Source organism: Streptomyces roseus, assembly GCF_001044425.1.
Lineage (GTDB): Bacteria > Actinomycetota > Actinomycetes > Streptomycetales > Streptomycetaceae > Streptomyces > Streptomyces roseus.
The window spans coordinates 1-24,747 of sequence record NZ_LFML01000080.1; the positions used below are offsets into that span (position 1 = coordinate 1).

27 protein-coding genes are annotated in these 24,747 nt (G+C 73.6%); 14 read left to right on the forward strand and 13 right to left on the reverse strand.

Annotated features, from left to right (window positions below; translation table 11 throughout):
- From ACS04_RS36420 to ACS04_RS20575, 5 genes are all read right to left on the reverse strand, one after another.
- Window positions 1–315, reverse strand: a 315-nt coding sequence (locus ACS04_RS36420; protein ID WP_245236476.1) for a BlaI/MecI/CopY family transcriptional regulator, incomplete at its 3' end; no start/stop codon positions are given.
- A 141-nt stretch (window positions 316–456) separates the two neighbouring features.
- Window positions 457–630: a hypothetical protein gene (locus ACS04_RS38675; RefSeq protein WP_048478149.1), complete on the reverse strand. Its 174-nt coding sequence runs from the start codon at window positions 628–630 to the stop codon at window positions 457–459.
- Between the two features lie 13 nt (window positions 631–643).
- On the reverse strand, window positions 644–1,291 hold the full coding sequence (locus tag ACS04_RS20565; RefSeq protein ID WP_048478181.1) for a hypothetical protein: 648 nt from the start codon (window positions 1,289–1,291) through the stop codon (window positions 644–646).
- Between the two features lie 95 nt (window positions 1,292–1,386).
- Window positions 1,387–1,572 carry a DUF397 domain-containing protein gene (locus ACS04_RS20570; RefSeq protein ID WP_030158488.1) on the reverse strand — a complete coding sequence of 62 codons (186 nt, stop codon included), beginning with the start codon at window positions 1,570–1,572 and terminating at the stop codon, window positions 1,387–1,389.
- 147 nt (window positions 1,573–1,719) lie between these two features.
- Window positions 1,720–2,841 carry a threonine aldolase family protein gene (locus ACS04_RS20575; RefSeq protein ID WP_048478150.1) on the reverse strand — a complete coding sequence of 374 codons (1,122 nt, stop codon included), beginning with the start codon at window positions 2,839–2,841 and terminating at the stop codon, window positions 1,720–1,722.
- A gap of 97 nt (window positions 2,842–2,938) precedes the next feature.
- Between ACS04_RS20575 and ACS04_RS20580 the strand changes: the two genes are divergently transcribed.
- The 6 genes from ACS04_RS20580 (at window position 2,939) to ACS04_RS20605 (ending at window position 9,292) form a co-directional block, all read left to right on the forward strand.
- Window positions 2,939–3,844 carry a Rossmann-like and DUF2520 domain-containing protein gene (locus ACS04_RS20580; RefSeq protein ID WP_048478151.1) on the forward strand — a complete coding sequence of 302 codons (906 nt, stop codon included), beginning with the start codon at window positions 2,939–2,941 and terminating at the stop codon, window positions 3,842–3,844.
- 5 nt (window positions 3,845–3,849) lie between these two features.
- Entirely contained in the window at window positions 3,850–4,842 is a 993-nt protein-coding gene (gene panC / locus ACS04_RS20585; protein WP_048478182.1) for a pantoate--beta-alanine ligase, read from the forward strand.
- On the forward strand, window positions 4,839–6,572 hold the full coding sequence (locus ACS04_RS20590) for an L-aspartate oxidase (RefSeq protein ID WP_048478152.1): 1,734 nt from the start codon (window positions 4,839–4,841) through the stop codon (window positions 6,570–6,572). Before panC ends, ACS04_RS20590 begins: the two co-directional genes overlap by 4 nt.
- Window positions 6,573–6,610: 38 nt before the next feature.
- A complete protein-coding gene (gene nadC / locus ACS04_RS20595; RefSeq protein ID WP_209441738.1) occupies window positions 6,611–7,567 on the forward strand; it encodes a carboxylating nicotinate-nucleotide diphosphorylase in 957 nt (318 codons plus the stop codon).
- Window positions 7,567–8,376: a type III pantothenate kinase gene (locus tag ACS04_RS20600; RefSeq protein WP_048478154.1), complete on the forward strand. Its 810-nt coding sequence runs from the start codon at window positions 7,567–7,569 to the stop codon at window positions 8,374–8,376. The genes nadC and ACS04_RS20600 overlap by 1 nt, the downstream gene beginning before the upstream one ends.
- 181 nt (window positions 8,377–8,557) lie before the next feature.
- The gene (locus ACS04_RS20605) at window positions 8,558–9,292 is read left to right on the forward strand and encodes a GntR family transcriptional regulator (RefSeq protein WP_048478155.1); all 735 of its coding nucleotides are present in this window, start codon (window positions 8,558–8,560) and stop codon (window positions 9,290–9,292) included.
- 10 nt (window positions 9,293–9,302) lie between these two features.
- On the opposite strand, the gene ACS04_RS20610 is transcribed toward ACS04_RS20605, so the two are convergent.
- Window positions 9,303–9,524, reverse strand: coding sequence for a hypothetical protein (locus ACS04_RS20610; protein WP_048478156.1), 222 nt, complete (start codon window positions 9,522–9,524; stop codon window positions 9,303–9,305).
- A 108-nt stretch (window positions 9,525–9,632) separates the two neighbouring features.
- Between ACS04_RS20610 and ACS04_RS20615 the strand changes: the two genes are divergently transcribed.
- Window positions 9,633–10,754, forward strand: a complete 1,122-nt coding sequence (locus ACS04_RS20615; protein ID WP_048478157.1) for a DUF5937 family protein — start codon at window positions 9,633–9,635, stop codon at window positions 10,752–10,754.
- Between the two features lie 238 nt (window positions 10,755–10,992).
- On the forward strand, window positions 10,993–12,546 hold the full coding sequence (locus ACS04_RS20620) for a M28 family metallopeptidase (RefSeq protein ID WP_048478158.1): 1,554 nt from the start codon (window positions 10,993–10,995) through the stop codon (window positions 12,544–12,546).
- A gap of 51 nt (window positions 12,547–12,597) precedes the next feature.
- Here the strand turns inward: ACS04_RS20620 and ACS04_RS20625 are convergent, their stop codons facing one another.
- Window positions 12,598–13,524 carry an SAM-dependent methyltransferase gene (locus ACS04_RS20625; RefSeq protein WP_048478159.1) on the reverse strand — a complete coding sequence of 309 codons (927 nt, stop codon included), beginning with the start codon at window positions 13,522–13,524 and terminating at the stop codon, window positions 12,598–12,600.
- A gap of 179 nt (window positions 13,525–13,703) precedes the next feature.
- On the opposite strand from ACS04_RS20625, the gene ACS04_RS20630 reads away from it, so the two are divergent.
- Together ACS04_RS20630 and ACS04_RS20635 are read left to right on the forward strand one after the other, a co-directional pair.
- Window positions 13,704–14,906, forward strand: coding sequence for a sensor histidine kinase (locus ACS04_RS20630; protein WP_048478160.1), 1,203 nt, complete (start codon window positions 13,704–13,706; stop codon window positions 14,904–14,906).
- Window positions 14,907–14,923: 17 nt separating this feature from the next.
- The gene (locus tag ACS04_RS20635; RefSeq protein ID WP_048478161.1) at window positions 14,924–15,592 is read left to right on the forward strand and encodes a response regulator; all 669 of its coding nucleotides are present in this window, start codon (window positions 14,924–14,926) and stop codon (window positions 15,590–15,592) included.
- Between the two features lie 46 nt (window positions 15,593–15,638).
- Here ACS04_RS20635 and ACS04_RS20640 read toward each other — a convergent pair whose 3' ends face one another.
- Window positions 15,639–17,003: a PH domain-containing protein gene (locus ACS04_RS20640; RefSeq protein WP_048478162.1), complete on the reverse strand. Its 1,365-nt coding sequence runs from the start codon at window positions 17,001–17,003 to the stop codon at window positions 15,639–15,641.
- Window positions 17,000–17,491, reverse strand: a complete 492-nt coding sequence (locus tag ACS04_RS20645; RefSeq protein ID WP_048478163.1) for a PH domain-containing protein — start codon at window positions 17,489–17,491, stop codon at window positions 17,000–17,002. Before ACS04_RS20645 ends, ACS04_RS20640 begins: the two co-directional genes overlap by 4 nt.
- Before the next feature lie 90 nt (window positions 17,492–17,581).
- Between ACS04_RS20645 and ACS04_RS20650 the strand changes: the two genes are divergently transcribed.
- The 3 genes from ACS04_RS20650 to ACS04_RS20660 are packed head-to-tail and all read left to right on the forward strand — an operon-like array spanning window position 17,582 to window position 19,870.
- A complete protein-coding gene (locus ACS04_RS20650; protein WP_048478164.1) occupies window positions 17,582–18,724 on the forward strand; it encodes an NADH-quinone oxidoreductase subunit D in 1,143 nt (380 codons plus the stop codon).
- A gap of 53 nt (window positions 18,725–18,777) precedes the next feature.
- On the forward strand, window positions 18,778–19,626 hold the full coding sequence (locus ACS04_RS20655) for an arylamine N-acetyltransferase family protein (RefSeq protein WP_048478165.1): 849 nt from the start codon (window positions 18,778–18,780) through the stop codon (window positions 19,624–19,626).
- 28 nt (window positions 19,627–19,654) lie between these two features.
- On the forward strand, window positions 19,655–19,870 hold the full coding sequence (locus ACS04_RS20660; RefSeq protein WP_048478166.1) for a hypothetical protein: 216 nt from the start codon (window positions 19,655–19,657) through the stop codon (window positions 19,868–19,870).
- Window positions 19,871–19,888: 18 nt separating this feature from the next.
- Here the strand turns inward: ACS04_RS20660 and ACS04_RS20665 are convergent, their stop codons facing one another.
- The 4 genes from ACS04_RS20665 to ACS04_RS20680 all read right to left on the reverse strand — a co-directional run bounded on the left by ACS04_RS20665 (window position 19,889) and on the right by ACS04_RS20680 (window position 23,587).
- On the reverse strand, window positions 19,889–20,995 hold the full coding sequence (locus tag ACS04_RS20665; RefSeq protein ID WP_048478167.1) for a hypothetical protein: 1,107 nt from the start codon (window positions 20,993–20,995) through the stop codon (window positions 19,889–19,891).
- A 101-nt stretch (window positions 20,996–21,096) separates the two neighbouring features.
- The gene (locus ACS04_RS20670) at window positions 21,097–22,089 is read right to left on the reverse strand and encodes an ABC transporter substrate-binding protein (RefSeq protein ID WP_048478168.1); all 993 of its coding nucleotides are present in this window, start codon (window positions 22,087–22,089) and stop codon (window positions 21,097–21,099) included.
- Between the two features lie 75 nt (window positions 22,090–22,164).
- On the reverse strand, window positions 22,165–22,830 hold the full coding sequence (locus ACS04_RS20675) for an ABC transporter permease (RefSeq protein WP_048478169.1): 666 nt from the start codon (window positions 22,828–22,830) through the stop codon (window positions 22,165–22,167).
- A 4-nt stretch (window positions 22,831–22,834) separates the two neighbouring features.
- A complete protein-coding gene (locus ACS04_RS20680; RefSeq protein ID WP_048478170.1) occupies window positions 22,835–23,587 on the reverse strand; it encodes an ABC transporter permease in 753 nt (250 codons plus the stop codon).
- A 153-nt stretch (window positions 23,588–23,740) separates the two neighbouring features.
- On the opposite strand from ACS04_RS20680, the gene ACS04_RS20685 reads away from it, so the two are divergent.
- Window positions 23,741–24,709 carry an ABC transporter ATP-binding protein gene (locus ACS04_RS20685; protein ID WP_048478171.1) on the forward strand — a complete coding sequence of 323 codons (969 nt, stop codon included), beginning with the start codon at window positions 23,741–23,743 and terminating at the stop codon, window positions 24,707–24,709.
- The last annotated feature ends 38 nt before the right edge of the window (window positions 24,710–24,747 follow it).

Sequence of the window (24,747 nt, forward strand, 5' to 3'; positions counted from 1 at the left end):
GGGCGAGGAGGGTGCCGCCGAGGAAGGCGAGTGCGGGCCAGCCCGCGACGAGGATGCGCAGCCAGGGCGGAACGTTGTGCAGGTCGAGTAGGCGGCCCGGGTGGAGACCGCGGTATATCGATAGGCCCGGCCTTCGGCTTCCCGGCGGACCCAGCCCTTCTGATGGAGATTGTCCATAACCGTCATCACCGTGGTGTAGGCGATGGACCGTTCCTGCTGGAGGTCTTCCAGAACTTCACGAACAGTGACCGGGCGGTTCCACTGCCACACCCGCGTCATGACCGCGTCTTCGAGTTCTCCCAAGGGGCGAGGCACAACAGCACGATACGGCGGAATGTGGGGAATTGCCCGGCTATTCGGAAGGCAACGCGCCGCGAGAATGCGGGGGCGCAGCGTGACGAGGGAGGGCGCGCGGAAGCGAGGCGCGCGCGGGTCCCGCGGGGAAGGCCGGTCGGACTACTTGGCCGGCCCGGTCTGCTGGGCGGCCTCGGCACGGGCGATCACGGCGTCGACGGCCGCGTCCTCCTTGGCCTTGTTGGCGCCGCCCTGGCTCTTCACGATCGTCACGACGAGCGCGATGAAGAAGCCGGCCATCACTACGGGGGGCACGAGCGCGGAAACGTAGTCCATGCCCCCAGCGTAGCTACCCGGCGGCGCGGTCGGCCGCCGGGGGCGGGGTGGGCTTGCGGCGCGGCGGGAACACCTCGCCCGGGGTCGGGATGGGGCGCTCGGACGGGCGTTCGGGGTGCGACGGCTCCTTGGGGGCCGGCGCGGGCCGGGCGGGCTCCTCCTTGCCGTCCTTGTCGCCCTCGCCTTCCTTGCCGCTCCTGATCCCCTTGCCGTCCCTGGACTCCCTGGTCGCGTCCCTGCCCCCGGACAGGGCCAGCAGCCGGGTCCGGGGCGCCGGGGTCGTCGAGAGCCGCCTGCGCACGGAGCGCTCGGCGATGCCCTGGCAGCGCTCCAGCAGCGCCGCCGCGACCGGGTTGACCCGCAGGGCGCGCAGTGCGGCCAGATCGTCGGGTACGGGCTCGTACCCCGCCGCCAGGGCGTCCTGGAGCAGCTCCAGGTAGCCGGAGAGGCTGCCGGGCAGGGCGTCGCGGTACCGGGCGAGGTCGGCGAGGAGGAATTCTCTGAGCCGCCCCGCCTCCTGGACCGCTTCGTCCACCGACTGCGCGAGGCGCAGACAGTCCTGGACCTCCGGGGTCGTCAGGCGGGTGAGGGCCGTTGAGGACTGGAGGGCGTGGGCGAGCGTTCGCCTGAGCACGTGCAGCTCGGCGGCGCTGAACGCCATGCCGCCGCGGGATCCGTAGGGCGTGGGCATGGGCCGAAGATACGCGCTAATCGGACAAAATCCCCTCAGCGGCATGATTCCGGGCGCGCCGAGGGCTACCCGTCCGCCTTGACGGCGTCAAGGAAGTCGGCCCAGGCGGACTGGGTCGTGGCGAGAACCAGGTGCGCCGGGTCGGCCCGGTCGGCCACCCGGACCAGGTGGCCCGGCGCGGCGCTGACGTAGACGCAGTTGTCGCCTTCGCCGCAGTACGTGGACTTCTGCCAGGCGGGGTGAGCGGTCATGGTGTCTCCTCCGGGGGGACGGCTCCGTTGCTTTCCCGTGGAGGGAAGGTAACCGGGCGGCGGCGCCGGACCGATGACTTCGGCGGAAATCGGTGCGTCGCTGTTGCACGAGCGGGACCATTCGCCCCTCGGCGGCGCCGCGTCCCGTCAGGGGTCGAGGCGGGTGAGGAAGGCCTTCAGCGCCTCGTGCACGTCCTGCGCGCTCCAGTCGAGCCCCGCGGCGGTGACCGTCAGCTCCGTCACCGAGACACCCGGCACCGGCGCCGGCGACCAGCGGCGGAAGAGCACCGTGCCCGTCTCCTCCGCCGTGCGGACCCCCGCCTCCGTCAGCCGGTCCGCCCCGTACGGCAGCCAGACCTGGAACTGGTGGGTGTGCGGGGTCTCCGGGTTGATCCGGAACCACGGGACCGGGGAGCCGGCCAGCGCCTCCCCCAGCGCCGCGGCCACCTCGCGCGCCTGGGCCACGTACGAGGGCAGGCGCGGCAGCTCCCGCTCCAGCCCGTCCAGCGCGGAGAGGGCCTGCGGGAACTGGCGGAAGACCTGGCCCCCGTACCGGTGGCGCCAGACGCGCGCCTCCGCGATCAGGGAGGAGGAACCCGCCAGAGCCGCGCCGCTGAGGCCGCCGAGCGATTTGTAGAACGAGACGTACACGGAGTCCGCGAGCCCCGCGATCTCCTCCAGCGGCCGCCCGAAGTGCACCGTCGACTCCCACAGCCGGGCCCCGTCGAAGTGGACCACCGCGTCCCGGTCGCGGGCCGCGCCGACCAGCGCCTCCAGCTCCTCCCAGGTGGGGAGCAGGAAACCCGCCTCGCGCAGCGGGAGCTCCAGCATCAGCGTGCCGAAGGGCTCCGCGAGGTCGGCGACCTCCTCCGCCGAGGGCTGGCGCGGCTCCTTGGTGGGGTGCACCGTGCGCAGGCCCGAGACCACCGACAGCGCCCCGCCCTCCCACAGCTCCGGGTGGCTCGCCGGGTGCAGGGCGACGACCGGGTTCCCGGTCCGCCCCGCCCAGCAGCGCAGCGCGACCTGCTGGGCCATCGTCCCCGAGGGGAAGAACGCCGCGTCCTGCGTCCCCAGCAGCTGAGCCACCCGCTCTTCGAGCCGGGCCACCACCCCGTCGCCGTACACGTCGGCCGGCTCGTCGGGATCCGGCGCGGCCAGCCCCGCCAGCAGCTCCCCCACCGTCGCGTCGCGCCCTCCGGACGAGAGCGTCCGCTCCGCCGCACGCCCCGCCGCCACCAGCCGCTTCGCCAGATCCTCGTCATTGGTCATGCCCCGATCATCGCCGACCGGTCAACACGCCCAGGGGCTAGCATGGCGGCGTATCGTCCGGTACCCCCCGCGGACTGGAACGGAAGGCCTTCCCCGCGTGAACTCATCCCAGCAACCGCGCCCCGCCCGGCTCACCGTCGGCGTCGTCGGCGCAGGCCGGGTCGGCCCCGCGCTGGCCCGTGCGCTCCAGCAGGCCGGACACCGCCCGGTCGCCGTCTCCGGAGTCTCCGACGCCTCCCGCCGGCGCGCCGCGCGCATGCTGCCCGACGTGCCGCTCGTACCGCCCGCGCAGGTGCTGGAGCTGGCCGACCTGGTGCTGCTGACCGTGCCCGACGACGCGCTGCCGGCCCTCGTCGAGGGGCTCGCCGAGACCAGGGCGATCCGGCCCGGTCAGCTGCTCGTCCACACCTCCGGCCGGTACGGGACCGCCGTCCTGGACCCGGCCCGGCGCGCGGGCGCGCTCCCGCTGGCCCTGCACCCCGCGATGACGTTCACCGGCACCGAGGTGGACGTGCAGCGGCTCGCCGGCTGCTCGTTCGGCGTCACGGCCCCCGAGGAGCTGCGGCTCGCGGCCGAGGCCCTGGTGATCGAGATGGGCGGGGAGCCCGAGTGGATCGCGGAGGAGAACCGTCCGCTCTACCACGCGGCCCTCGCCCTCGGCGCGAACCACCTGGTCACGCTGGTCGCACAGGCCATGGAACTGCTGCACAAGGCCGGGGTCGAGCACCCCGACCGGATGCTCGGCCCCCTGCTCGGCGCCGCCCTCGACAACGCCCTGCGCTCGGGGGACGCCGCGCTCACCGGCCCGGTGGCCCGCGGCGACGCCGGTACCGTCGCCGCGCACGTCGCGGAGTTGCGCAAGCACGCGCCCGCCTCGGTCGCCGGGTACCTGGCGATGGCCCGCACCACCGCCGACCGGGCCCTCGCGCACGGCCTCCTCAAGCCCGAACTCGCCGAGGACCTCCTGGGCGTGCTCGCCGATCCCGAGGGTGGGGACCAGTGACCGACCTGCTGCTGATCGACACCGCCGAGGAGCTGCACAAGCTCCCGCGCACCGCCGACGGCCCGCGCGCCGTCGTCATGACCATGGGCGCCCTGCACGAGGGACACGCCACCCTCATCCGCTCGGCGCGCGAACGGGCCGGGGCGACGGGCCAGGTCGTGGTCACCGTCTTCGTGAACCCGCTGCAGTTCGGGGCCGGCGAGGACCTCGACCGCTACCCCCGCACCCTGGACGCGGATCTGGAGATCGCCCGCGCGGCCGGCGCCGACGCCGTGTTCGCCCCGGCCGTCGACGAGGTCTACCCCGGCGGCGACCCCCAGGTGCGGGTCAGCGCCGGCCCGATGGGCGAGCGCCTCGAAGGCGCCACCCGGCCCGGGCACTTCGACGGCATGCTGACCGTCGTCGCCAAGCTGCTCCACCTCACCCGCCCCGACCTGGCCCTCTTCGGCCAGAAGGACGCGCAGCAACTGGCCTTGATCCGGCGGATGGTGACCGACCTGAACTTCCCCGTGGAGGTGGTCGGCGTACCGACCGTCCGCGAGGAGGACGGGCTCGCGCTGTCCTCGCGCAACCGGTACCTCTCCGCCCAGGAGCGCCGCAGCGCCCTCGCGCTGTCCCGCGCCCTGTTCGCCGGGCAGGACCGGCTCGCCGCGCAGGCCGCGCTGCGGGCCCGCGCCGAGGCCGCCCCCACCAGCGACGAACGGGCCGCCGCCCTGGCCCGGATCGGCGAGATCCGCTCCGCCGCCGACGCGCACGCCGTGTCCGCCGCGGGCACCGGACTGCCGGACGCCGTACGGTCCGCCGCCCGGCACGTCCTGGAGGAGGCGGCCCGCCACGATCCGCCGCTGCTGCTGGACTACCTGGCGCTGGTGGACCCCCGCGACTTCACCGACGTCCGCCCCGACTTCACCGGGCAGGCCGTCCTGGCCGTCGCCGCCAAGGTGGGGACGACCCGGCTGATCGACAACATCCCATTGGAGTTCGGAGCACACACGTGAGCACCCCAGGCACAGGCACCGCCGGTACCGGCATACGGCTGCACGCCAACGCCCCCGGCTGGGCCCTCGACGCCGACGTCGTGGTCGTCGGCTCCGGCGTCGCCGGCCTGACCGCGGCACTGCGCTGCGCCGCCGCGGGCCGCCGTACGGTCGTGGTCACCAAGGCCCGCCTCGACGACGGCTCCACGCGCTGGGCGCAGGGCGGGATCGCGGCGGCCCTCGGCGAGGGCGACACCCCCGAGCAGCACCTGGCCGACACGCTGGTCGCGGGCGCCGGGCTGTGCGACGAGGCCGCCGTACGGCTCCTGGTGACCGAGGGGCCGGACGCCGTGCGCCGGCTCATGGCCACCGGCGCCGTCTTCGACACCTCCGCCGAGACCGGCGAGATAGAGCTGACCCGCGAGGGCGGCCACCACCGCCGCCGGATCGCGCACGCGGGCGGCGACGCCACGGGCGCAGAGATCTCGCGCGCGCTGGTCGAGGCCGTCCAGCGGGCGGGCATCCGTACGGTCGAGAACGCGCTCGTACTGGACCTGCTCCAGGACGCCGAGGGCCGTACGGCCGGGGTCACCCTGCACGTCATGGGCGAGGGCCAGCACGACGGTGTCGGCGCGGTCCACGCGCCCGCGGTCATCCTGGCGACCGGCGGCATGGGCCAGGTCTTCTCGGCCACCACCAACCCGCCGGTGTCCACCGGGGACGGGGTCGCGCTCGCGCTGCGGGCCGGGGCCGAGGTCTCCGACCTGGAGTTCGTCCAGTTCCACCCGACCGTGCTGTTCCTCGGCCCGGACGCCGAGGGCCAGCAGCCGCTGGTCTCGGAGGCGGTCCGCGGCGAGGGCGCGTACCTGGTCGACGCCGACGGCGTCCGCTTCATGCAGGGGCAGCACGAGCTGGCCGAGCTGGCCCCGCGCGACATCGTCGCCAAGGGCATCACGCGCCGCATGCAGGAGCAGGGCGCCCAGCACATGTACCTGGACGCCCGGCACTTCGGCGCGCGGATGTGGGAGCAGCGCTTCCCGACCATCCTCGCCGCCTGCCGCTCGCACGGCATCGACCCGGTGACCGAGCCGATCCCCGTCGCGCCCGCCGCGCACTACGCCTCCGGCGGCGTGCGGACCGACCTGCACGGCCGCACCACCGTCCCCGGCCTGTACGCGTGCGGCGAGGTGGCCTGCACCGGCGTGCACGGCGCGAACCGGCTCGCCTCCAACTCCCTGCTGGAGGGGCTGGTCTTCGCCGAGCGGATCGCCGCCGACATCGCGGGCGGCGCGCCCGCCGGCAGCGGCCCCGGCGTCCCGGTCCCGGCGGCCGGCCCGCTCCAGCCCGCCGAGGCGCGGTACGAGGTCCAGCGCATCATGACGGACGGCGCGGGCGTGCTCCGCTCCGCCGAGTCCCTGCGCGCGGCGGCCGCCGCCCTGGAGGACCTGTACGCGAAGGCTCTCACCGCGCTGGAGACGGACGGCAAGACCGCCGTGCCCGGCGTCGAGACCTGGGAGGCCACGAACCTGCTGTGCGTGGCCCGCGTCCTGGTCGCCGCGGCCCTGCGCCGCGAGGAGACCCGCGGCTGCCACTGGCGCGAGGACCACCCCGACCGCGACGACGCCGCCTGGCGCCGCCACCTCGTCGTCCGGCTGTCCGCCACCGAGAGGCGGGCCCTGGTCGTCACCCCCACCGACTCCGCGGGCTTTCCGTCCGTACAGCACCCCCTGAGCCAGGAGCAGTCATCGTGAGCACCGAACAGCACGAGCACGACCACGAGCACGCGGAGCTGCCGCTCCTCGACCAGTCCGCGGGCGGCGGCTGCGGCGACGACTGCGCGTGCGGCGACGGCGAGGAGAGCGGCCTGGACCCGGCGCTCGCCCAGCTGCTCGCCGACGCGGGCCTGGACCCGATCGAGGTCGAGGACATCGCCCACATGGCGATCTCCGAGGACCTGGACGGCGGGGTCGACGTGACCACCGTGGCCACCGTCCCCGAGGAGGCCGTCGCGCACGCCGACTTCACCGCGCGCGAGGCGGGCACGGTCGCCGGCCTGCGCGTGGCCGAGGCCGTCCTGTCGGTCGTCTGCGAGGACGAGTTCGAGGTCGAGCGGCACGTGGAGGACGGCGACCGGGTCAAGCCCGGCCAGGTGCTGCTGACGGTCAAGGCCCGTACCCGGGACCTGCTCACCGGCGAGCGCAGCGCGCTGAACCTGCTCTGCCTGATGTCGGGCATCGCGACGGCGACCCGCAAGTGGGCCGACGAGCTGGAGGGCACCAAGGCGAAGGTCCGCGACACCCGCAAGACCACGCCGGGCCTGCGCTCCCTGGAGAAGTACGCGGTGCGCTGCGGTGGCGGCGTCAACCACCGCATGTCCCTGTCGGACGCGGCGCTGGTCAAGGACAACCACGTGATCGCGGCGGGCGGTGTCGCGGAGGCGTTCCAGGCCGTCCGCGAGCAGTTCCCCGACCTGCCCATCGAGGTCGAGGTGGACACCCTGCACCAAGTCCGCGAGGCGCTGGACGCGGGCGCGGACCTGATCCTGCTGGACAACTTCACGCCGATCGAGACCGAGGAGGCCGTGGCCCTGGTCGCCGGCCGCGCGGTGCTGGAGTCCTCGGGCCGGCTCACGCTGGCCAATGCCCGCGCGTACGCGGAGACGGGCGTGGACTACCTGGCGGTGGGCGGGCTCACGCACTCCTCCCCGATCCTGGACATCGGCCTGGACCTGCGCGAGGAGCGGTAATGCTGCTGACCATCGACGTCGGCAACACCCACACCGTCCTCGGCCTGTTCGACGGCGAGGAGATCGTCGAGCACTGGCGCATCTCCACCGACCCGCGCCGCACGGCCGACGAGATGGCCGTCCTGATGCAGGGCCTGATGGGGATGCACCCGATGCTCGGCAGCGAGCTCGGCGACGGCATCCACGGCATCGCGATCTGCTCGACCGTCCCGTCCGTGCTGCACGAGCTGCGCGAGGTGACCCGCCGCTACTACGGCGACGTCCCCGCGGTGCTGGTGGAGCCGGGGATCAAGACGGGCGTGCCGATCCTGATGGACAACCCCAAGGAGGTCGGCGCGGACCGCATCATCAACGCGGTCGCCGCCGTCGAGCTCTACGGCGGCCCGGCGATCGTGGTCGACTTCGGTACGGCCACCACCTTCGACGCGGTCTCCGCGAAGGGCGAGTACGTGGGCGGGGTGATCTCCCCGGGCATCGAGATCTCGATGGAGGCCCTCGGCGTACGGGGTGCCCAGCTCCGCAAGATCGAGCTGGCGCGGCCGCGCAACGTCATCGGCAAGTCCACGGTCGAGGCCATGCAGTCGGGCGTCGTCTACGGGTTCGCCGGCCAGGTCGACGGGGTCGTCACGAGGATGGCCAAGGAGCTGGCCGGACCGCACGGCGACCCGAGCGACGTGCGCGTGATCGCCACCGGCGGGCTGGCGCCGATGGTCCTCGGCGAGTCCTCGGTCATCGACGACCACGAGCCGTGGCTGACGCTGATCGGGCTGCGCCTGGTCTACGAGCGCAACGCGCCGAACTTCGACTGAGGCCGACCCCGCCTGCGCCCGCCTCCGTCTCCGCCCGCCCGCCCGCCCGCCCGCGTCCGCTGCCGGCGGGCGGGCGCAGCCGTGTGTGGTGCTCGTCTCACTCCCCGCCGTTCCGAAGTCCCGGGTCGGACCCGATGAATTAGCTTGGGCCCAACTCCTCGACAGGCACAGGACGGCTCGCATGGCCCGTGATACGGCGTACGTGAAAGTGGCCGACGCGCTGCGCGCCCGGATCCGGGCCGGGGAGTGGCAAGTCGGCGCCAAGCTGCCGTCCCGCTCGCGCTTCGCCCTGGAGTACGGGGTCGGGCAGAGCGTCACGCAGCGCGCGCTGGAGCTGCTGGTCATCGAGGGGCTCCTGGAGGGCCGCGCCGGATCCGGCACCTACCTGAGCGCGCCGCGCGAGCGGCTGCGGATCGTCCGCTCCCGGCGCCGCCGCCGGGCCGGACTGGGCGCCGGCCTGACGTGGGAAGCGCACTCCACGGCCCGTACGCCGGCGCCCGAACGCATCGCGGAGCGGCTCTGCGTCGCGCCGGGCGACCCGTGCGTGCGCACCACGTACGAGTTCCTGGCCGAGGGCCGGCCGGTGGAGGTCTGCGAGTCCTGGGAGCCGATGGCGGTCACGGACGGCACTCCGGTCGTGCTCCCCGAGGCGGGCCCGTTCAAGGGGGCCGGGGTCATCGAGCGGATGCGCTCGATCGGCGTGCTGGTGGCCTCGGCGACGGAGGTCCCCCGTCCGGCGCGCGCCAGCCAGGCGCAGGCCCAGCTGCTCGGCATCGGCGTCGGCGAGCTGATCACCGAGATCGAGCGGACGTACTACGCCGTGGACGGCCGGGCGGTGGAGACCGCCGACATCGTGGTCGCGGACCGCCGCTCGGAGATCGCGTACGTGATCGACTTCCACCCCGGGGACCGCTGACCGGCCCGGGTCAGGGGCCGCACTGCGGGGCCGCGTGGGGGTGGGTCAGCCGGTGCAGGGCCGCCCGCCAGGGGTGCCGGGCCTCCCTGCCGTCCACGACGGCCCGGAACTGGGCGTACGTACGGGCCGAGCGCAGGACGGCCACGTCGTCGCGGCCCGGCGGCGGGGGCATCGGCGCGCCCAGCTGGGCCGCCCGGTAGGTGTCGATGAGGTACTGCTCGATCGCTGTCATGCATCCACCCTGAACCCGCTCGGGCCACCCCGCACGACGATTGACGCTCCTCGTCAATCGAACCGTGTCCGTGCAGGTCACAGGCCGGGCACAGGTCAGAATGGCCCGATGAGCGTCACCATCGACATTGCCGGGCTCCCCGCGGGGCGCATCCGTTTCGCGCCCTCGCCGCTCTCCGAGCTCTGCATGACGCTGCACGCCCTCGCGCAGCCCGCCCACCACCCGGGCCTGGCCTCCTGGACCACCGCCACGGCCGCGGCGCTGGACCCCTGCCTGGCGGACCGGCTGCTGGAGGGCGAGTTCATGTGGCGCAGCTCGTTCTCCGACATCTTCATGGCCTTCGCGGGCATCCCCGGGGGCGACGGGCTGCCGGCCGCGACCCTGGCCGAGGAGCTCGACGTACTGGACCGCATGGACGACGAGCGGTTCGTGATGGCCGCCCTGGAGCACTGCTGGCTGGCGCTGTACAACGAGGGCGGCGGCCCCTCCCCGCTGACGGACCCGCGGGCCAGGACCAAGGCGCTGGAGACGGCCGCCGCGCGCGGCCCGCGCCAGCTGGACTTCTCGCTGCGGCTGCTGGACGACCCGGCCTCCGTACGGGTGTGGCTGCGGCGGCTCCTGGAGGACTGCGACGAGGCGTTCTTCGCGCAGACCTGGCGCCGGATGGAACCGCAGCAGAGCGCCGACGCCCGGCACAAGACGGAGGTGCTGCGCCGCAAGGGGCTCGCGGCGACGCTGCGCGAGGTGTCGCCGGCGCTGAGCGTGGACGCGGCCGCCACCACCATCACCGTCGACAAGATGGTGCACGGCTCGGCCACCGCGACGGACCCCGGGATAGGCCCCGGCCTGGTCTTCGTGCCGACCAACTTCGGCTGGCCGCACCTGCTGGTGCTGCACGCGCCCGGCTGGGTGCCGGTGGTGCACTATCCGATCCGCTCCCCCGAACTGCCCGAGCCGGGCTCGGTGGAGCTGCTCCAGCGGCGGATGGAGGCGCTGGCCCACCCGATGCGGATGATGCTGTGCCGGAGCCTGGCGCGGGCCTCGTACACGACGAGCGAGCTGGCGACCGTGCATGGGATCACGGCGCCGGAGGTCTCGCGGCACCTGTCGGCGCTGAAGAAGGCGGGCCTGCTGCACACCTGGCGCCAAGGGCGGTACGTCCAGCACCAGTTGGATCTGAAGGTCGTCGCCCGGATCGGCTCGGAGTTCATCGAGGGCATCCTGCGCTGACGGATGTCCGAAAGCCGGCGGCGGCTCTCACCGGTATGCGGAGGCGCCCACCCGGAATCAGCGAAACCTCTGGCGAGACCGGCGCCGCGGTCTATACCGTGCGTCCACCGCGCACCACCGGCGCCAGACCGGCCGTCACGTCAGTCCGTCCCATCCGTCCGTCACGCCCGTCCGTCACGCCCGTCCGTCGCGCCCCTCCGTCCGTCTGTCTGCTCGCACTTGTCGTGGAAGGACCTTCATGCCCTCACGCCGTATAGCCGCAGCAACCGCCGCCCTGGCCGCCGCGGCCCTCGTCTCCCCGCTGATGCTGGCGGGACCCGCCGGCGCCACCGGCAGCCCGCAGAGCGACGCAGCCCGGGGGGACGCGCTGGCCCGGAAACTGGTCAAGGACTCGACCGGCAAAGGCGCGTACAACCACCTGAAGGTCCTCCAGGCGATCGCGGACTACAACAAGGGCACGCGCGTGGCCGGTTCCAAGGGCCACGTGCAGTCCGCGCAGTACGTCGAGGCGGTGATGCGGGCGGCCGGCTACAAGGTCTCGAAGAACGAGTTCGACTTCGTGTACGTCGAGACGATCGCCGAGACGCTGAAGGTCAACGGCGCGGGCGGGCGCGACGTCCCCATCAAGCTGATGACGTACACGGCGAGCGGCCCCGAGGGCGGGGTGACCGCGCGGATCGCCGTCGCGCCGGTGGACGCGGACGGTACGAACGGCTGCGAGCCCGGCGACTTCGCCGCGGGCGCCTTCACCGGGAAGATCGCGCTGATCAAGCGCGGCGGCTGCACCTTCGCGGTCAAGCAGGCCAACGCGGCGGCGGCCGGGGCCGTCGGCGCGGTCATCTACAACAACACCCAGGGCGCCCTGAACGGCACCCTGGGCGACGCGAACGCGGGCAAGGTGCCGACCGGCGGCCTCTCGCAGGCCGAGGGCGAGCGGCTGGCCGCCGAGGCGGCGGCCGGACCGGTCGAGGTCACCCTCGACATCCGCGAGTTCCGGGAGAACCGCAAGACGTACAACGTGATCGCGGAGACGCGGGGCGGCGACGAGAACAACACCGTCTTCCTCGGCGCCCACCTCGACTCGGTCGCGGCCGGCCCGGGCATCAACGACAACGGGTCGGGCTCGGCCGGAATCCTCCAGGTCGCGCAGCGGCTCGCGAGCAGCCAGACGAAGATCAAGAACAAGGTCAAGTTCGCGTGGTGGTCGGCGGAGGAGTTCGGCCTGCTGGGCTCCGAGGCGTACGTCGGCGGACTGACGGACGCGCAGAAGAAGCAGATCCGGCTCTACCTGAACTTCGACATGATCGCCTCGCCGAACGCGGCGTACTTCGTCTACGACGGCGACGACTCGGACAAGGTCGGCTCCGGCCCCGGGCCGGAGGGTTCGGCGCAGCTGGAGAAGGGCATCACCGACTTCCTCGACGCGCAGAAGATCCCGCACGAGGGGTCGGACTTCACGGGCCGCTCGGACTACGGCCCGTTCATCGAGGCCGGCATCCCGTCGGGCGGTACGGACACGGGCGCCGAGGGCATCAAGACGGCGGCGCAGGAGGCGAAGTTCGGCGGCCGGGCCGGGATCGCGTACGACGTGAACTACCACGGCAAGGGCGACGACATCACCAACATCGACCGGAAGGCGCTCGACATCAACGTCGACGTCATCGCGAACGCGGTCGGCCACTACGCCTTCGACCTGGCCCCGCTGACGCAGCCGGTCGCCTCGAAGCCGACCTCCGGCGGCGCCACGGGAGGCGGCCTGCGCCCCGGCCACGACCACGACACCGCGCAGTAGGCGGCCCTTGCGCCGTGCGGGGCGGGGCGGCGCCCCGCACGGCGGAGCCGGTCAGGCGGCCGGCCACGGGCGCACGCCGACCGGCTGCACCAGCCAGCCGAAGTCTCCGAGGCCGCCGCGGGCGGTGAGTTCCGCCGCTTCCCCCGCGCGGGAAAGGGCCCGGACGTACCCCGCGGGGTCCGAGGACGCCGTCGCCAGCGGGGGACGGGCCCCCGAGACCCCGAGCAGGGCCAGCGCCTCGCGCTGCGGGAGCAGCACCGCCCCCTCCCCCGCGCACGCGTCCAGCGCCACGTGGGCCGTCACGTCGCAGCTCCCGTCCGGTACGGGCGCCACCTCCCGGCCGCCCCGGAAGCCCGTCAGGGTGCCGTACGGGGGGCGGGCCCCGCGGGTGTGCGCGTAGTCCACCGCCACGGCCAGGCCCTGCGACAGCGAGCGCACGGCGGCGGCCCAGGCCTCGTCCCGGGGGCGCCCGATCTCCGCCCGGCCGGACCCCGGCCACCACCGCTCCAGCCACGCCCGGTCCGCGCCGTCCACCACCGGGCCGGGGCTCTCCGTACCGTCCGGGGCGACCAGCACGTAGCGGCCGTCCTGCGCGATCTCCAGGGGTACGTTGTCCAGCCACTCGTTCGCGAACAGCAGCCCCCGCGCCCCCTCGGGCGGGCGCGGCACCCACCGGATCCGCGCGTCCAGCCCGGCCGGCCGCTCCGCCCGCTCCACGGCCCACGCCCGCACCCGCCCCGCGACCTCGGCGGGCAGGGCGGCCAGCACCCCGGTCAGCAGCTCAGCGCGCCCGGCCCCGACGTCGACCAGGTCCAGCTCGGCCGGGTGTCCCAGCTCCGCGTCCACCCACCGCAGCAGGCGGGCCACGGCCCCCGCGTACAGCGGCGAGGCGTGCACGGACGTGCGGAAGTGCCCGGCCGGCCCCGGCCCGCCCGGCCGTACGTAGAACCCGTCCGGCCCGTACAGCGCGGCCTCCATCGCCGTCCGCCATCCGACCGGAGCCGTATGCGGAACCGGATCCGGAACCGCGGCTTCTCCCTCAGTCCTCACCCACGAAAGGTTAAGCTCGCCCTCCACCTTGGGGAGTACGGCCCCGTCACACGGATCGCACCTGTGGTTGACTCCAGCACCTATCTGCTTTGCCTACTCTGGGTTACGTGCAGCGCCTCTACGACTTCCTCCGCAGACACCCGACGGGCGTCGACAGCTTCTGGGCTGTCCTCCTGGTCGTGCTCGGGCTGCTGCAAGTCGCCGACGACCATGTCGACAGCACCGCCGCGCGCCTGATCGCCGTCCCCTCGGTGCTCGCGATGGGCGTCGTGGTGGCCCTGCGCCGCAAATGGACGCAGGCGATGTTCTGGCTGGCCGTCGGCGTCGGGGTCTACAAACTGGTCACCCACACCGAGTTGATCAACTCCGACCTCGCGATGCTGATCATCCTGTACACCGTGGCCGCCTCGGCCGAGATCCCGCGCTGGCTGTCCCGCACGGCCCTCGCCATCGGACTGTCCGCCGCCCCGCTGTACGTGCTGCGCTTCCGCGCGGACCGGCTCGACACCTCCGAGAACATCCTGACCGCGCTCTTCGCCGTCGTCCCGTTCGCCCTCGCCTGGGTGCTGGGCGACTCCCTGCGCACCCGCCGGGCCTACTACGCCCAGCTCGTCGAGCGGAACCAGCGCCTGGAGAAGGAGCGCGAGGCCCAGGCCAAGGTGGCCGTCGCCGCCGAGCGCGCCCGGATCGCCCGCGAGCTGCACGACGTCGTCGCGCACAACGTCTCGGTGATGGTGGTCCAGGCCGACGGCGCCGCGTACGTCATGGACGTGGCCCCGGAGCAGGCCAAGGAGGCCCTCCAGACCATCTCCGGCACCGGCCGCCAGGCCCTGGCCGAGATGCGCCGCCTCCTCGGCGTACTGCGCACCGGGGAGCCCCAGGAGTCCGAGGACTACGTGCCCCAGCCCGACGTGGAGCAGATCGAGGTCCTCGTCGAACAGGTCCGGGCGGCCGGGCTCACGGTGGACTTCGAGGTCGAGGGCGCCCCCAGGCGGCTGCCCACGGGCGTCGAGCTCACCGCGTACCGGATCGTGCAGGAGGCACTGACGAACACCCGCAAGCACGGCGGCCCGGACGCCAGGGCGAGCGTCCGGCTGGTCTACTTCGACGACGGGCTCGGCCTGCTGGTCGAGGACGACGGCCGGGGCGCGGCCCACGAGCTGTACGAGGACGGCGGCGCCGACGGCGCCGGGCACGGACTGATCGGCATGCGCGAACGGATCGGGATGGTCGGCGGCACCCTGGACGCGGGGCCGCGCCCGGGCGGCGGCTTCCGGATCAGCGCACTTCTCCCGCTGAAGAAGAAATGACGAGGTCGAGGTAACTGATGTCCATCCGAGTGATGCTGGTCGACGACCAGGTGCTGCTGCGCACGGGCTTCCGCATGGTGCTGGCGGCCCAGCCGGACATGGAGGTCGTCGCCGAGGCCGGCGACGGCCTGGAGGCGCTGGAGGTGCTGCGGTCCACGAAGGTGGACGTGGTGCTGATGGACGTCCGGATGCCCAAGCTCGACGGGGTCGAGGCCACGCGCCGGATCTGCGAGCGGGACGAGCACCCCGACGTGATCATCCTGACCACCTTCGACCTGGACGAGTACGCCTTCTCGGGACTGAAGGCGGGCGCGAGCGGGTTCATGCTGAAGGACGTGCCGCCGGCCGAGCTGCTGGCCGCGATCCGCTCGGTGCACAGCGGTGACGCGGTGGTGGCCCCGTCCACGACCCGGCGCCTGCTGGACCGCTTCGCGCCGATGCTGCCCACCGCCACCCAGGAGCCGCAGAACAAGGAGATCGAGCGGCTGACGGAGCGCGAGCGCGAGGTCATGCTGCTGGTGGCCCAGGGCATGTCCAACGGCGAGATCGCCGCCCGCCTCGTCCTCTCCGAAGCCACCGTCAAGACGCACGTGGGCCGCATCCTGACCAAGCTGAACCTGCGCGACCGCGTCCAGGTGGTCGTCCTCGCGTACGAGACGGGCCTGGTCCGCGCCGGCGGCGCGTGACCGGCTCCCGCCCGGCCCGCCCGGCCGCCGTCCCTCCGTCCGTCCGTCAGGTCATCCAGCGGTCCGGACGGGCGTCCGCGCGGGAGGTGCGGGAGCGGGCCGCCTGGGCGTCCAGCAGCGCGGCGGCCTCGGCCGCCGGGCGCAGCCGGGCCGTGACCGTGCCGCCCGCCCCGTTGTCCACGTGGACCTCGGCGAGGCCCTGCACCCGCTCCCACGGGCCCTGGGTGAGCCGGACGCTCTGCACCTTGGCGTGCGGGACGATCTCCGTACGGCGGCACAGCAGCCCCCGGCGGGCGGCGAACACGTCCGCGGAGACGGCCAGGGCGTAGCCCCGCCACCACACCGGGACCACCCACCGCGATCCGCGCCTCGGGGACCGGACGAAGCCGAGGGCGGCCAGGTCCACGCCCGGCAGCACGCGGGCGACGACCGCCTGGGCGGCGGCCCGTGAGGCCACCGGGACCAGGACCCCGTTCTTCGATCCGGCCACCGCCAGCTCCACGCGGACCCAGTCCCGGCGCCGCCACAGCAGGGGCTCCACGATCCGTACGGTCTGCACGCGGCCCGGCGGCACCGTCTCGTGGGCCCGGTCCAGCAGCCCGTGGTCCAGGCGCAGCCCGTCGGGGGACTCGGCGACCCGCCAGTCGAACTCGCTCAGGAAACGGCCGGCCGTCCCGGACCACAGGCCGCCCAGCATGGGCAGCATGGTGGCGATCGTCGCCCACGGGTTGCCGCTGAACCACCACACCGCGACGGGGGCGATCAGCCCGGCGGCGAGCGCCGCCCACGCCGAGAGCGTGAGCAGCAGCGACACCACGAGATCGGCGGGCCGCACCCGCAGCAGCTCCCGCTGCGGGGCCTCGCCGAGCGCGACGGCCTCGGCGGGCGCGAACCCGGCGGCGCGGGCCAGCAGCTCGGCGCGCAGCGCGACGGCCTCGCGCTCTTCGAGGAAGGCGAGCTCGTCCTTGTCCTCGGCGCCGATCACGTCGAGCCGCAGCTTGGCCACACCCGCGACCCGGGCCAGCAGCGGCCGGGTCACGTCGATGGCCTGGATGCGGTCGAGGCGGATGTGTGCGGTGCGGCGGAAGAGCAGCCCGCTGCGGATGCGCAGCTCGGTGTCGGTGACGGCGTAGTGGGTGAACCACCAGCTCAGGAACCCGTAGACGCCGAAGACCACGACGAGTGCGAGCAGCGCGAGGCCGCGCAGGGTCACGGAGAGTCCGCTCGCCCACCGCTGGATCTGGTCGGCCTGCTGGGCGGCGACACCGACGGTCGCGCCGATGGGCACCCAGGCCCGGCGCAGCGGCGTGAGCAGGTGCAGCCGGCGCTCGACGGCGGGGGCGGCTGAGGCGGCGGGGGCGGCTGCGTCCGGTCCCGCGGCCTCGGCCTCGGCTCCTGCTTCGGCGGTCACAGGCCCGCCGACCTTGCCTCGCCGAGCTCCGTCAGCCGGTCCCGCAGCCGCTGCGCCTCCTGCGGAGCCAGCCCCGGAATCTTGGCGTCCGTCGCCGCGGCCGCCGTGTGCAGCTGTACGGAGGCCAGCCCGAAGCGCCGCTCCAGCGGCCCCGAGGTCACCTCGACCAGCTGCATGCGGCCGTACGGGACCACGGTCTGGGCCCGCCACAGCACGCCGCGGCTGATCAGCAGGTCGTCGGCGCGCTCGGCGTACCGCCACGAGCGCCAGTTGCGGCCGAGCAGGACCCAGCCCCAGGCCAGGGCGGCCATCCACGACGCCCCCAGGGCCGCCCACGGCGGACCGGCCGTCAAGCCGAGCAGCAGGGCGGTCCCCGCGGCGAGCGGCACCGTCCACATCACCAGCAGCAGCCTGCGCAGCCGCAGCAGCCCGCCGGGCAGGCCCACCCACTCGCCCCGCCCCGTGTCACCCGTCGTCCCCGTTTCCATCCCCTCAGAGTAGGGGGGTGGCGTGTCGGCCGGACCGGGCTCACGGTGCCTGGCCGACACGCCACCCGCTGCGGCTGCGACAATGCGCCCATGACGGAGACCACGGTCGGCATCGGCGGAGCGGCGGAGAGCACCGACATGGTGCTCAACATCGGACCCCAGCACCCTTCCACGCACGGCGTGCTGCGCCTGCGGCTCGTCCTGGACGGCGAGCGGATCGTCAGCGCCGAGCCGGTCGTCGGCTATATGCACCGCGGCGCCGAGAAACTCTTCGAGGCGCGCGACTACCGGCAGATCGTGATGCTCGCGAACCGCCACGACTGGCTGTCCGCGTTCTCCAACGAGCTCGGCGTGGTCATGGCCGTCGAGCGGATGCTCGGCATGGAGGTCCCCGAGCGGGCCGTTTGGATGCGGACCCTGCTCGCCGAGCTGAACCGGGTGCTCAACCACCTGATGTTCCTCGGCTCGTACCCCCTCGAACTGGGCGGGATCACCCCGATCTTCCACGCGTTCCGCGAGCGCGAGGAGCTCCAGGCCGTCATGGAGGAGATCTCCGGCGGCCGCATGCACTACATGTTCAACCGCGTCGGCGGCCTCAAGGAGGACCTCCCGGCGGGCTGGCTCGGCCGGGCGCGCGCCGCGATCGCCGACGTCCGCAGCCGCATGGACGTGTACGACAAGCTGGTCCACGGCAACGAGATCTTCCGCGGCCGCACGCGCGCGGTGGGGGTGCTCTCCGCCGAGGCGGTGCACGCGTACGGGGTGTCCGGCCCGATCGCCCGCGCCTCCGGCGTCGACTTCGACCTGCGCCGGGACGAGCCGTACCTGGCGTACGGGGAGCTCCAGGACGTACTGAAGGTGGTCACCCGCACCGAGGGCGACTGCCTGGCCCGCTTCGAATGCCTCCTGGACCAGACGCACAACGCGCTCGACCTGGCCGCGGCCTGCCTGGACCGGATGGCCGAGCTGCCGCCCGGGCCGATCAACCAGCGCCTGCCGAAGGTGCTGAAGGCGCCCGAGGGAGCCACGTACGCGTGGACCGAGAACCCCCTCGGCATCAACGGCTACTACCTCGTCTCCAAGGGCGAGAAGACCCCGTACCGGCTGAAGCTGCGCTCCGCCTCGTACAACAACATCCAGGCCCTGGCGGTGCTGCTGCCGGGGCAGCTGGTCGCGGACATGGTGGCGATCCTGGGCTCGCTGTTCTTCGTCGTGGGAGACATCGACAAGTGAGGAGTCCGGGAACTCCCGTGCTCGATCGGGAGTTCCCTGCTTAGGGTGCGGGCATGACCACTGGCCTGTTCGACGGCTACCTGAGGCGGCTCGGCTTCGCACGGCCGCCCCGGCCCACCATCGAGGCGCTGTTCGCGCTCCAGCGCGCCCACGTCGAGCGCGTACCGTACGAGAACCTCGGCATACAGCTCGGCCGGCCGCCCGGCATCGACCCGGAGCTGTCCGTACGCCGCATCGCGGCCGGGCGCGGCGGGTACTGCTTCCACCTCAACGGGGCCTTCGCGGTGCTCCTGGAGGCCCTCGGCTTCGACGTGACCCGGCATCTGGCGGGCGTCATCGGCCGGGACGAGCGCGAGCGCCGGGACGTCAACGGCGACCACCTCGCGCTGACGGTCCGGGCCGGCGGCGAGGAGTTCTTCGTCGACACCGGGCTCGGCGACGGCCCGTACGAGCCGCTGCCGCTGCGCGCCGGAACGTACCGGCAGGGGGAGTTCACGTACGAACTGCACCCGCTGGGCGGGGACCTGCCCGGCTGGCGCTACGTCTACGAGGCGGGACCCTTCCCGGTGGTCAACATGCTCGCGGCCCCGGCGGCGGCGCCGGCCGACTTCGAGGCCACGCACGTACGGCTGTCGACCGGGCCGGACTCGGGCTTCGTACGGACCCTCGCGCTGCTGCGGCGCGACGCCCACGGCATCGACGCGCTGCGGGGCCGGGTGCTGAGCCGGACCGAGCCGGGGAAGGGCACGACCGAGCGGGTCCTGGACACGCCGGGCGAGTTCTGGGCGGTGGTGGGCGGCGTCTTCGGCCGGGAGCTCGACGACCTGTCCCCGGCGGACCGCACGGCGCTGTGGGAGCGGGTCTGCACGGCCCACGCGTCATGGCTGGCCGCCCGGACCTGATGTCGGTACGGGGGTGCAGACTTGGGGCATGTCCCTCTCTCCCCGACGGGCCTGCCCCGCATGCGGGCGCGACTGCGCCGTGACCGCCGGCCGGATCGCCCGCCACGACCCTCCCGCCGGCCGCGCCCGGGCGGACCTGGTCTCCTGCCCGGGCTCGCGGGCCCGCGTGGTGCTCGGCGCCTCGGCCCCCACCCTGGACGGCTTCACCCTGGCGCCCCTGCCGGGCCAACTCCCGCTGTTCTGAGGGCCGGCGGGCGTCCGCCTACGAGATGGCGGTGCGCAGGCGGACGACGTCGATCGGCTCCGTCTCGTCGTGGGCCGTCAGGTCGATGACCTGGCCCACCGCGCGCTGTTCGGGGGTGGGCTGCTTGAAGCCCTGCTCCTTGGCCGGCTGCTCCGCGGCCGCCGGCTCCGCCTGAGCGGATTCCGCGTGGTGGACCGCGAGGGCCTCCGCACCGACCACGTCCGCCAGGTCCTCGTTCTGGACCGATTCGATGACCGCGCGGGCCTGGGCCGCGGTCTTGGTGCCGAAGAAGTCGAAGCCGCCCTCGACGCGGGAGGCCGAGCGGCGCGCGGCCGAGTACGGGGCCACGGCGGCGGCCGGACGGCGCGCCGGTACGGCGCCCGTACGGGCGGGGCCGGCCCCCGGCGCCACCGGCTCGGCGGCGTCCCCGGTCTGCGGCGTCTTCGGCCGGGACGGCTCGGGCTCGCTCCTCCCCGAGGCCTTCGCCTTCCCCTTCGCCTCGGCCTTCGACTCGGCCTTTTCCTCGGCCTTCGCCTCCGCCTTGCGGACCAGGGCGGCCATGGCGGCGTTGGCCCGGGCGTAGCCCACGCTGGTGGGCGCCCCGCTCGACGTGCGCTCCTCGGTCACCGCCGGGAGCTCCTTCGGCGCCGCCGGGGAGGCCGGGGCCGCCGAGGCCTCGATGGCGAGCAGCCGGCGGCCCTCCAGGGCGCTGGCCCGCTCGGTCTCGGCGGTGGCGTACCGCCGCAGCAGCGCGGCGTGCTCACCGCGCAGCCCCGCGAGTTCGACCCGCTTGGCCCGCAGCTTCGCGTCCAGCTTGGCGCGCAGCGCCCGGGCCTCTTCGAGATCGGACTCCAGCTCGGCTATCCGCTCCTCGGTCTTCCACTCGTCCTTGACCCGCTCGCGGGCGAGTTCGGCCACGCGGCGGCCGGCCGCGCGGTCCCAGGCGCGCATGAGGACGGCGCCGGACACGCCCGCCGCGCCCGCGAGGGCCACGAGCAGGCGCAGGGGCAGGGGTTCCGCGAGCAGCCAGGCCGCGGCCGCGCTGGCGACGGAGACTCCGGCCACGGTCGTCGGCGTGAGCAGCCGGTGCAGGGGTTCGGGATTGCGGTGGCGTCCACGGGGCATGGCCTGAAATTTACAGGGCGTGGGGGTCGAGTGGGGTAACTGCCCGGCAATCTGTGGCCGGGCAGTTACCCGTCATTTCTCCACCAAACCCGTAACTACTCCTACTTCGTGAGGCCCTTCGCCTTCAGATAGGCCTTCGCGGCGTCCGCCGGCTTCTCGCGCTGGGCGTCCACCTTCTTGTTCAACTCGACGAGGTCGGCGGTCGTGAGGACCTTGGTGAGCTTGTCGAGGGCGGCCGCGATCTCCGGGGATCCGGCGTCCCTCGCGTTGACCACCGGCAGGACGTTGTCGGCGTTCTGGAGCTTCTTGTCGTCCTCCAGCAGGACCAGGCCGAAGGTGTCGAGCGTGGCGTCGGTGGTCGTGGTGAGCGCCAGCTGGTCCACGCCGTCCTTGACGGCCTGCTTGGCCTGCGGGGTGCCGACGCCCTTCGGGTCAATACCGGAAACGTCGATTCCGTACGTCTTCTTCAACCCCGGTGCGCAGAAGGGCCGTACGGCGCATTCGTCACCCGCCGCGATCTTCACCTTCAGCCCCGACTTACCAAGATCGGAAAGCGTCTTCAGGTTGTTCTTCTGCGCGAATTCCTTCGACACGGCGAACGCGTTCTGGTCGACCGCCGGGCCCGCCGGCAGCGCCTTCAGGCCGAGCGGCCCCGCCAGCTTCTCCAGCCCCGCGACCGTCGCCGCCACGTCGCTGGACGCGACCGGCTTCTCCTCCGGCGCCTTCGGGCCGTTCACCTTGGCGTTGAGGAACTCCGCGAGGGTGGCCGCGTACTCCGGGACGACGTCGATCTCGCCCTTCTCCAGCGAGGGCTCGTACAGCTCGCGGTTGTTCACCGTGGTGACCGACGTGCTGTAGCCGGCGTCGGCCAGCACCTGCGCGTACAGCTCCGCCAGCACGTTGGACTCCGTGAACCCGGCGGCGCCGATCACGATCTTGCCCTTGGCGGAACCGGAACCGGAGTCGGAGGGCGCGGAGGCACCCGACCCCGTGTCCTTGCTCTTCTCCAGGCTGTCTCCGCCGCACGCGGCGAGAGAGGCGGTCAGGGCCGCCGCCCCCAGTACGGCGCCGAGGACGCGCGTGGACTTGCTCATCTTGTGCTCCTCCAAGGGAGTGGGAACGACCAACGAACGAGAAGGACCGCGGAACGGACGGGCGGCGGGCGCGGGTCAGCGCGCCGCCGGCCGCGGGAAGAGCCGGTCCGCCGCCACCAGGGCGCCCTCGACCAGCAGGGCCAGCGCCGCCACCAGCAGCGCCCCCGCGAAGACCTGCGGGGTGTTGTACGTGTTGAAGCCGGCGGTGATGATCCGGCCGAGGCCGCCCTGGCCGACCATGGCCGCGATCGTGGCCGTCGCGATCACCTGGACGGCGCCCGAGCGCAGCCCGGTCATCACCAGCTCCCGCGCGAGCGGCAGTTCCACCCGCCAGAACAGCTGCCCGCCGGACATGCCCATGCCCCGGGCGGCCTCCACGACCGAGCGGTCCACCTCGCGCATGCCCACGTAGGCATTGGTCAGCAGCGGCGGTACGGCGAAGAGCACGAGCGCGGCGATGGTGGGCAGATAGCCCGCGCTGCGCAGCGGCGAGACCATGAACAGGGCCAGCACCGCGAAGACGGGGACGGCCCGCCCGATGTTGGAGATGTTGATCGCGAGGGTCCCGCCCTTGCCCACGTGGCCGAGCCACAGGCCGATCGGCAGGGCCAGCGCGCAGGCGATGGCGAGGGAGATCCCGCTGACGTAGACGTGTTCGCCGAGGCGGTGCCACACCCCGTTCTCCCCCGACCAGTTGGCCCCGTCGGCCAGCCAGTCCCAGGCCTGTCCCAGCACGCCCATCGCCTCATGCCCCCTTCGTCGGAGTCGTCGCGGCGGGCGGAGCGGGCTCGGCGGGCACCGGCTGCGCGCGCCGGGCCGCCCGCGGCGCGCGCGTCGCCCGCGTCCAGGGGGTGAGCAGCCGCTGTACGCCCAGCAGCAGCAGGTCCGCCACCAGGGCGAGCAGGACGCACAGCACGGAGGCCGTGAGCACCTGGGCCTTGAAGGAGCTGTTGACCGCCGGGGCGATGAGGTTGCCCAGGCCGCCCTTGCCGACGATGGAGCCGACGGTGGTCAGCGCCACCGTGGACACCGTGGCGATCCGCACCCCGGCGAGCAGGGCGGGCAGCGCCAGCGGCAGTTCGACCTGCCACAGCAGCCGCCCCGGCCCGTAGCCCATGCCGCGCGCCGCCTCCCGCACCTCCTCGGGCACCGCTTCCAGGCCGGCCATCGCGTTGCGGACCAGGATGGTCAGCGAGTACAGCACCAGCCCGGTCACCACGAGCGAGGCCGACAGCCCGAACAGCGGCAGCAGCAGGGAGAACATGGCGAGCGAGGGGACCGTGTAGAGCAGGGTGGTCAGGCCCAGCACGGGCGCGGCCCAGCGCCGGCCGCGGCGGGCCAGCAGGGCCAGCGGCAGGGACACCACGAGGCCGATGAGCACCGACACGGCCGTGATCCAGACATGCTGGACCGTGGCGTCGGTGAGCTCCTGGGAGCGGGACGTGACGTAGTCCCAGCAGATCCAGTCGTTCGCCACCAGGCAGTTCTGCCCGGCCATGCCCTCACCCCCTGCCGCCACTGCGTACACCCGTCCGAACGGGCTCGGTCACAAGCGACCATAACCCCCGGGGCGGACAATGGCCGGAAACCTTCGCACCGGGGTAATACTCCCGTCACAAACAACCCGCAGCGTGTGGGGGAGGATGGGCGAGTGATCCGATTCGAGCATGTGACCAAGCGCTACCCCGACGGGACCACGGCCGTCGAGGACCTGTCCTTCGAGGTGGCGGAGGGTGAGCTGGTCACGCTCGTGGGCCCGTCCGGCTGCGGCAAGACGACCACGATGAAGATGGTCAACCGGCTCATCGAGCCGACCTCCGGCCGGATCCTGCTCGGCGGCGAGGACATCGCGAGCGCCGACCCGGTCGAACTGCGCCGGCACATCGGCTACGTCATCCAGCAGGTCGGGCTGTTCCCGCACAAGACGGTGCTGGAGAACACGGCGACCGTCCCGCAGCTGATCGGCACCCCCAAGGCCAAGGCCCGCGCCCGGGCCGCCGAACTCCTCGAACTGGTGGGGCTGGATCCCGCCGTGTACGGGGGCCGGTACCCGGAGCAGCTGTCCGGCGGGCAGCGCCAGCGCGTCGGCGTCGCGCGCGCCCTGGCGGCCGATCCGCCGGTGCTGCTGATGGACGAGCCGTTCGGGGCGGTGGACCCGGTGGTCCGCGAGCGCCTCCAGAACGAGTTCCTGGCGCTCCAGCGGACGGTGCGCAAGACGATCCTGCTGGTCACCCACGACCTGGAGGAGGCGATCCGGCTCGGGGACCGCATCGCCGTGTACGGCACGGGCACCATCGAGCAGTTCGCCCGCCCGGCCGCGGTACTGGCCGCCCCTGCCACCGAGTACGTGGCCTCCTTCGTCGGCGCGGACCGGGGCCTCAAGCACCTCGCGGTCACCCCGGTGGAGCGGGCCGACCTGGCGCGGGCGGACGGGGACGGGAAAGCCCCCACTGCCGGGGTGGCACTGGGGGCGAGTCTGCGCGAGGCGCTCGCGCTGCTGCTGCAGGAGGACTCCGGCCGGATCGCGGTCACGGACCCGGACTCGGGTGAGCTGGTCGGCGTACTGACCCCGGAGGGGGTCCACCGGGCGCTGCGCCGGGCCCAGCTGCAGGAGGCGTAGCGCCGCGGGGCACGGCCCCGGGCCCGGGGCGGGCCGGG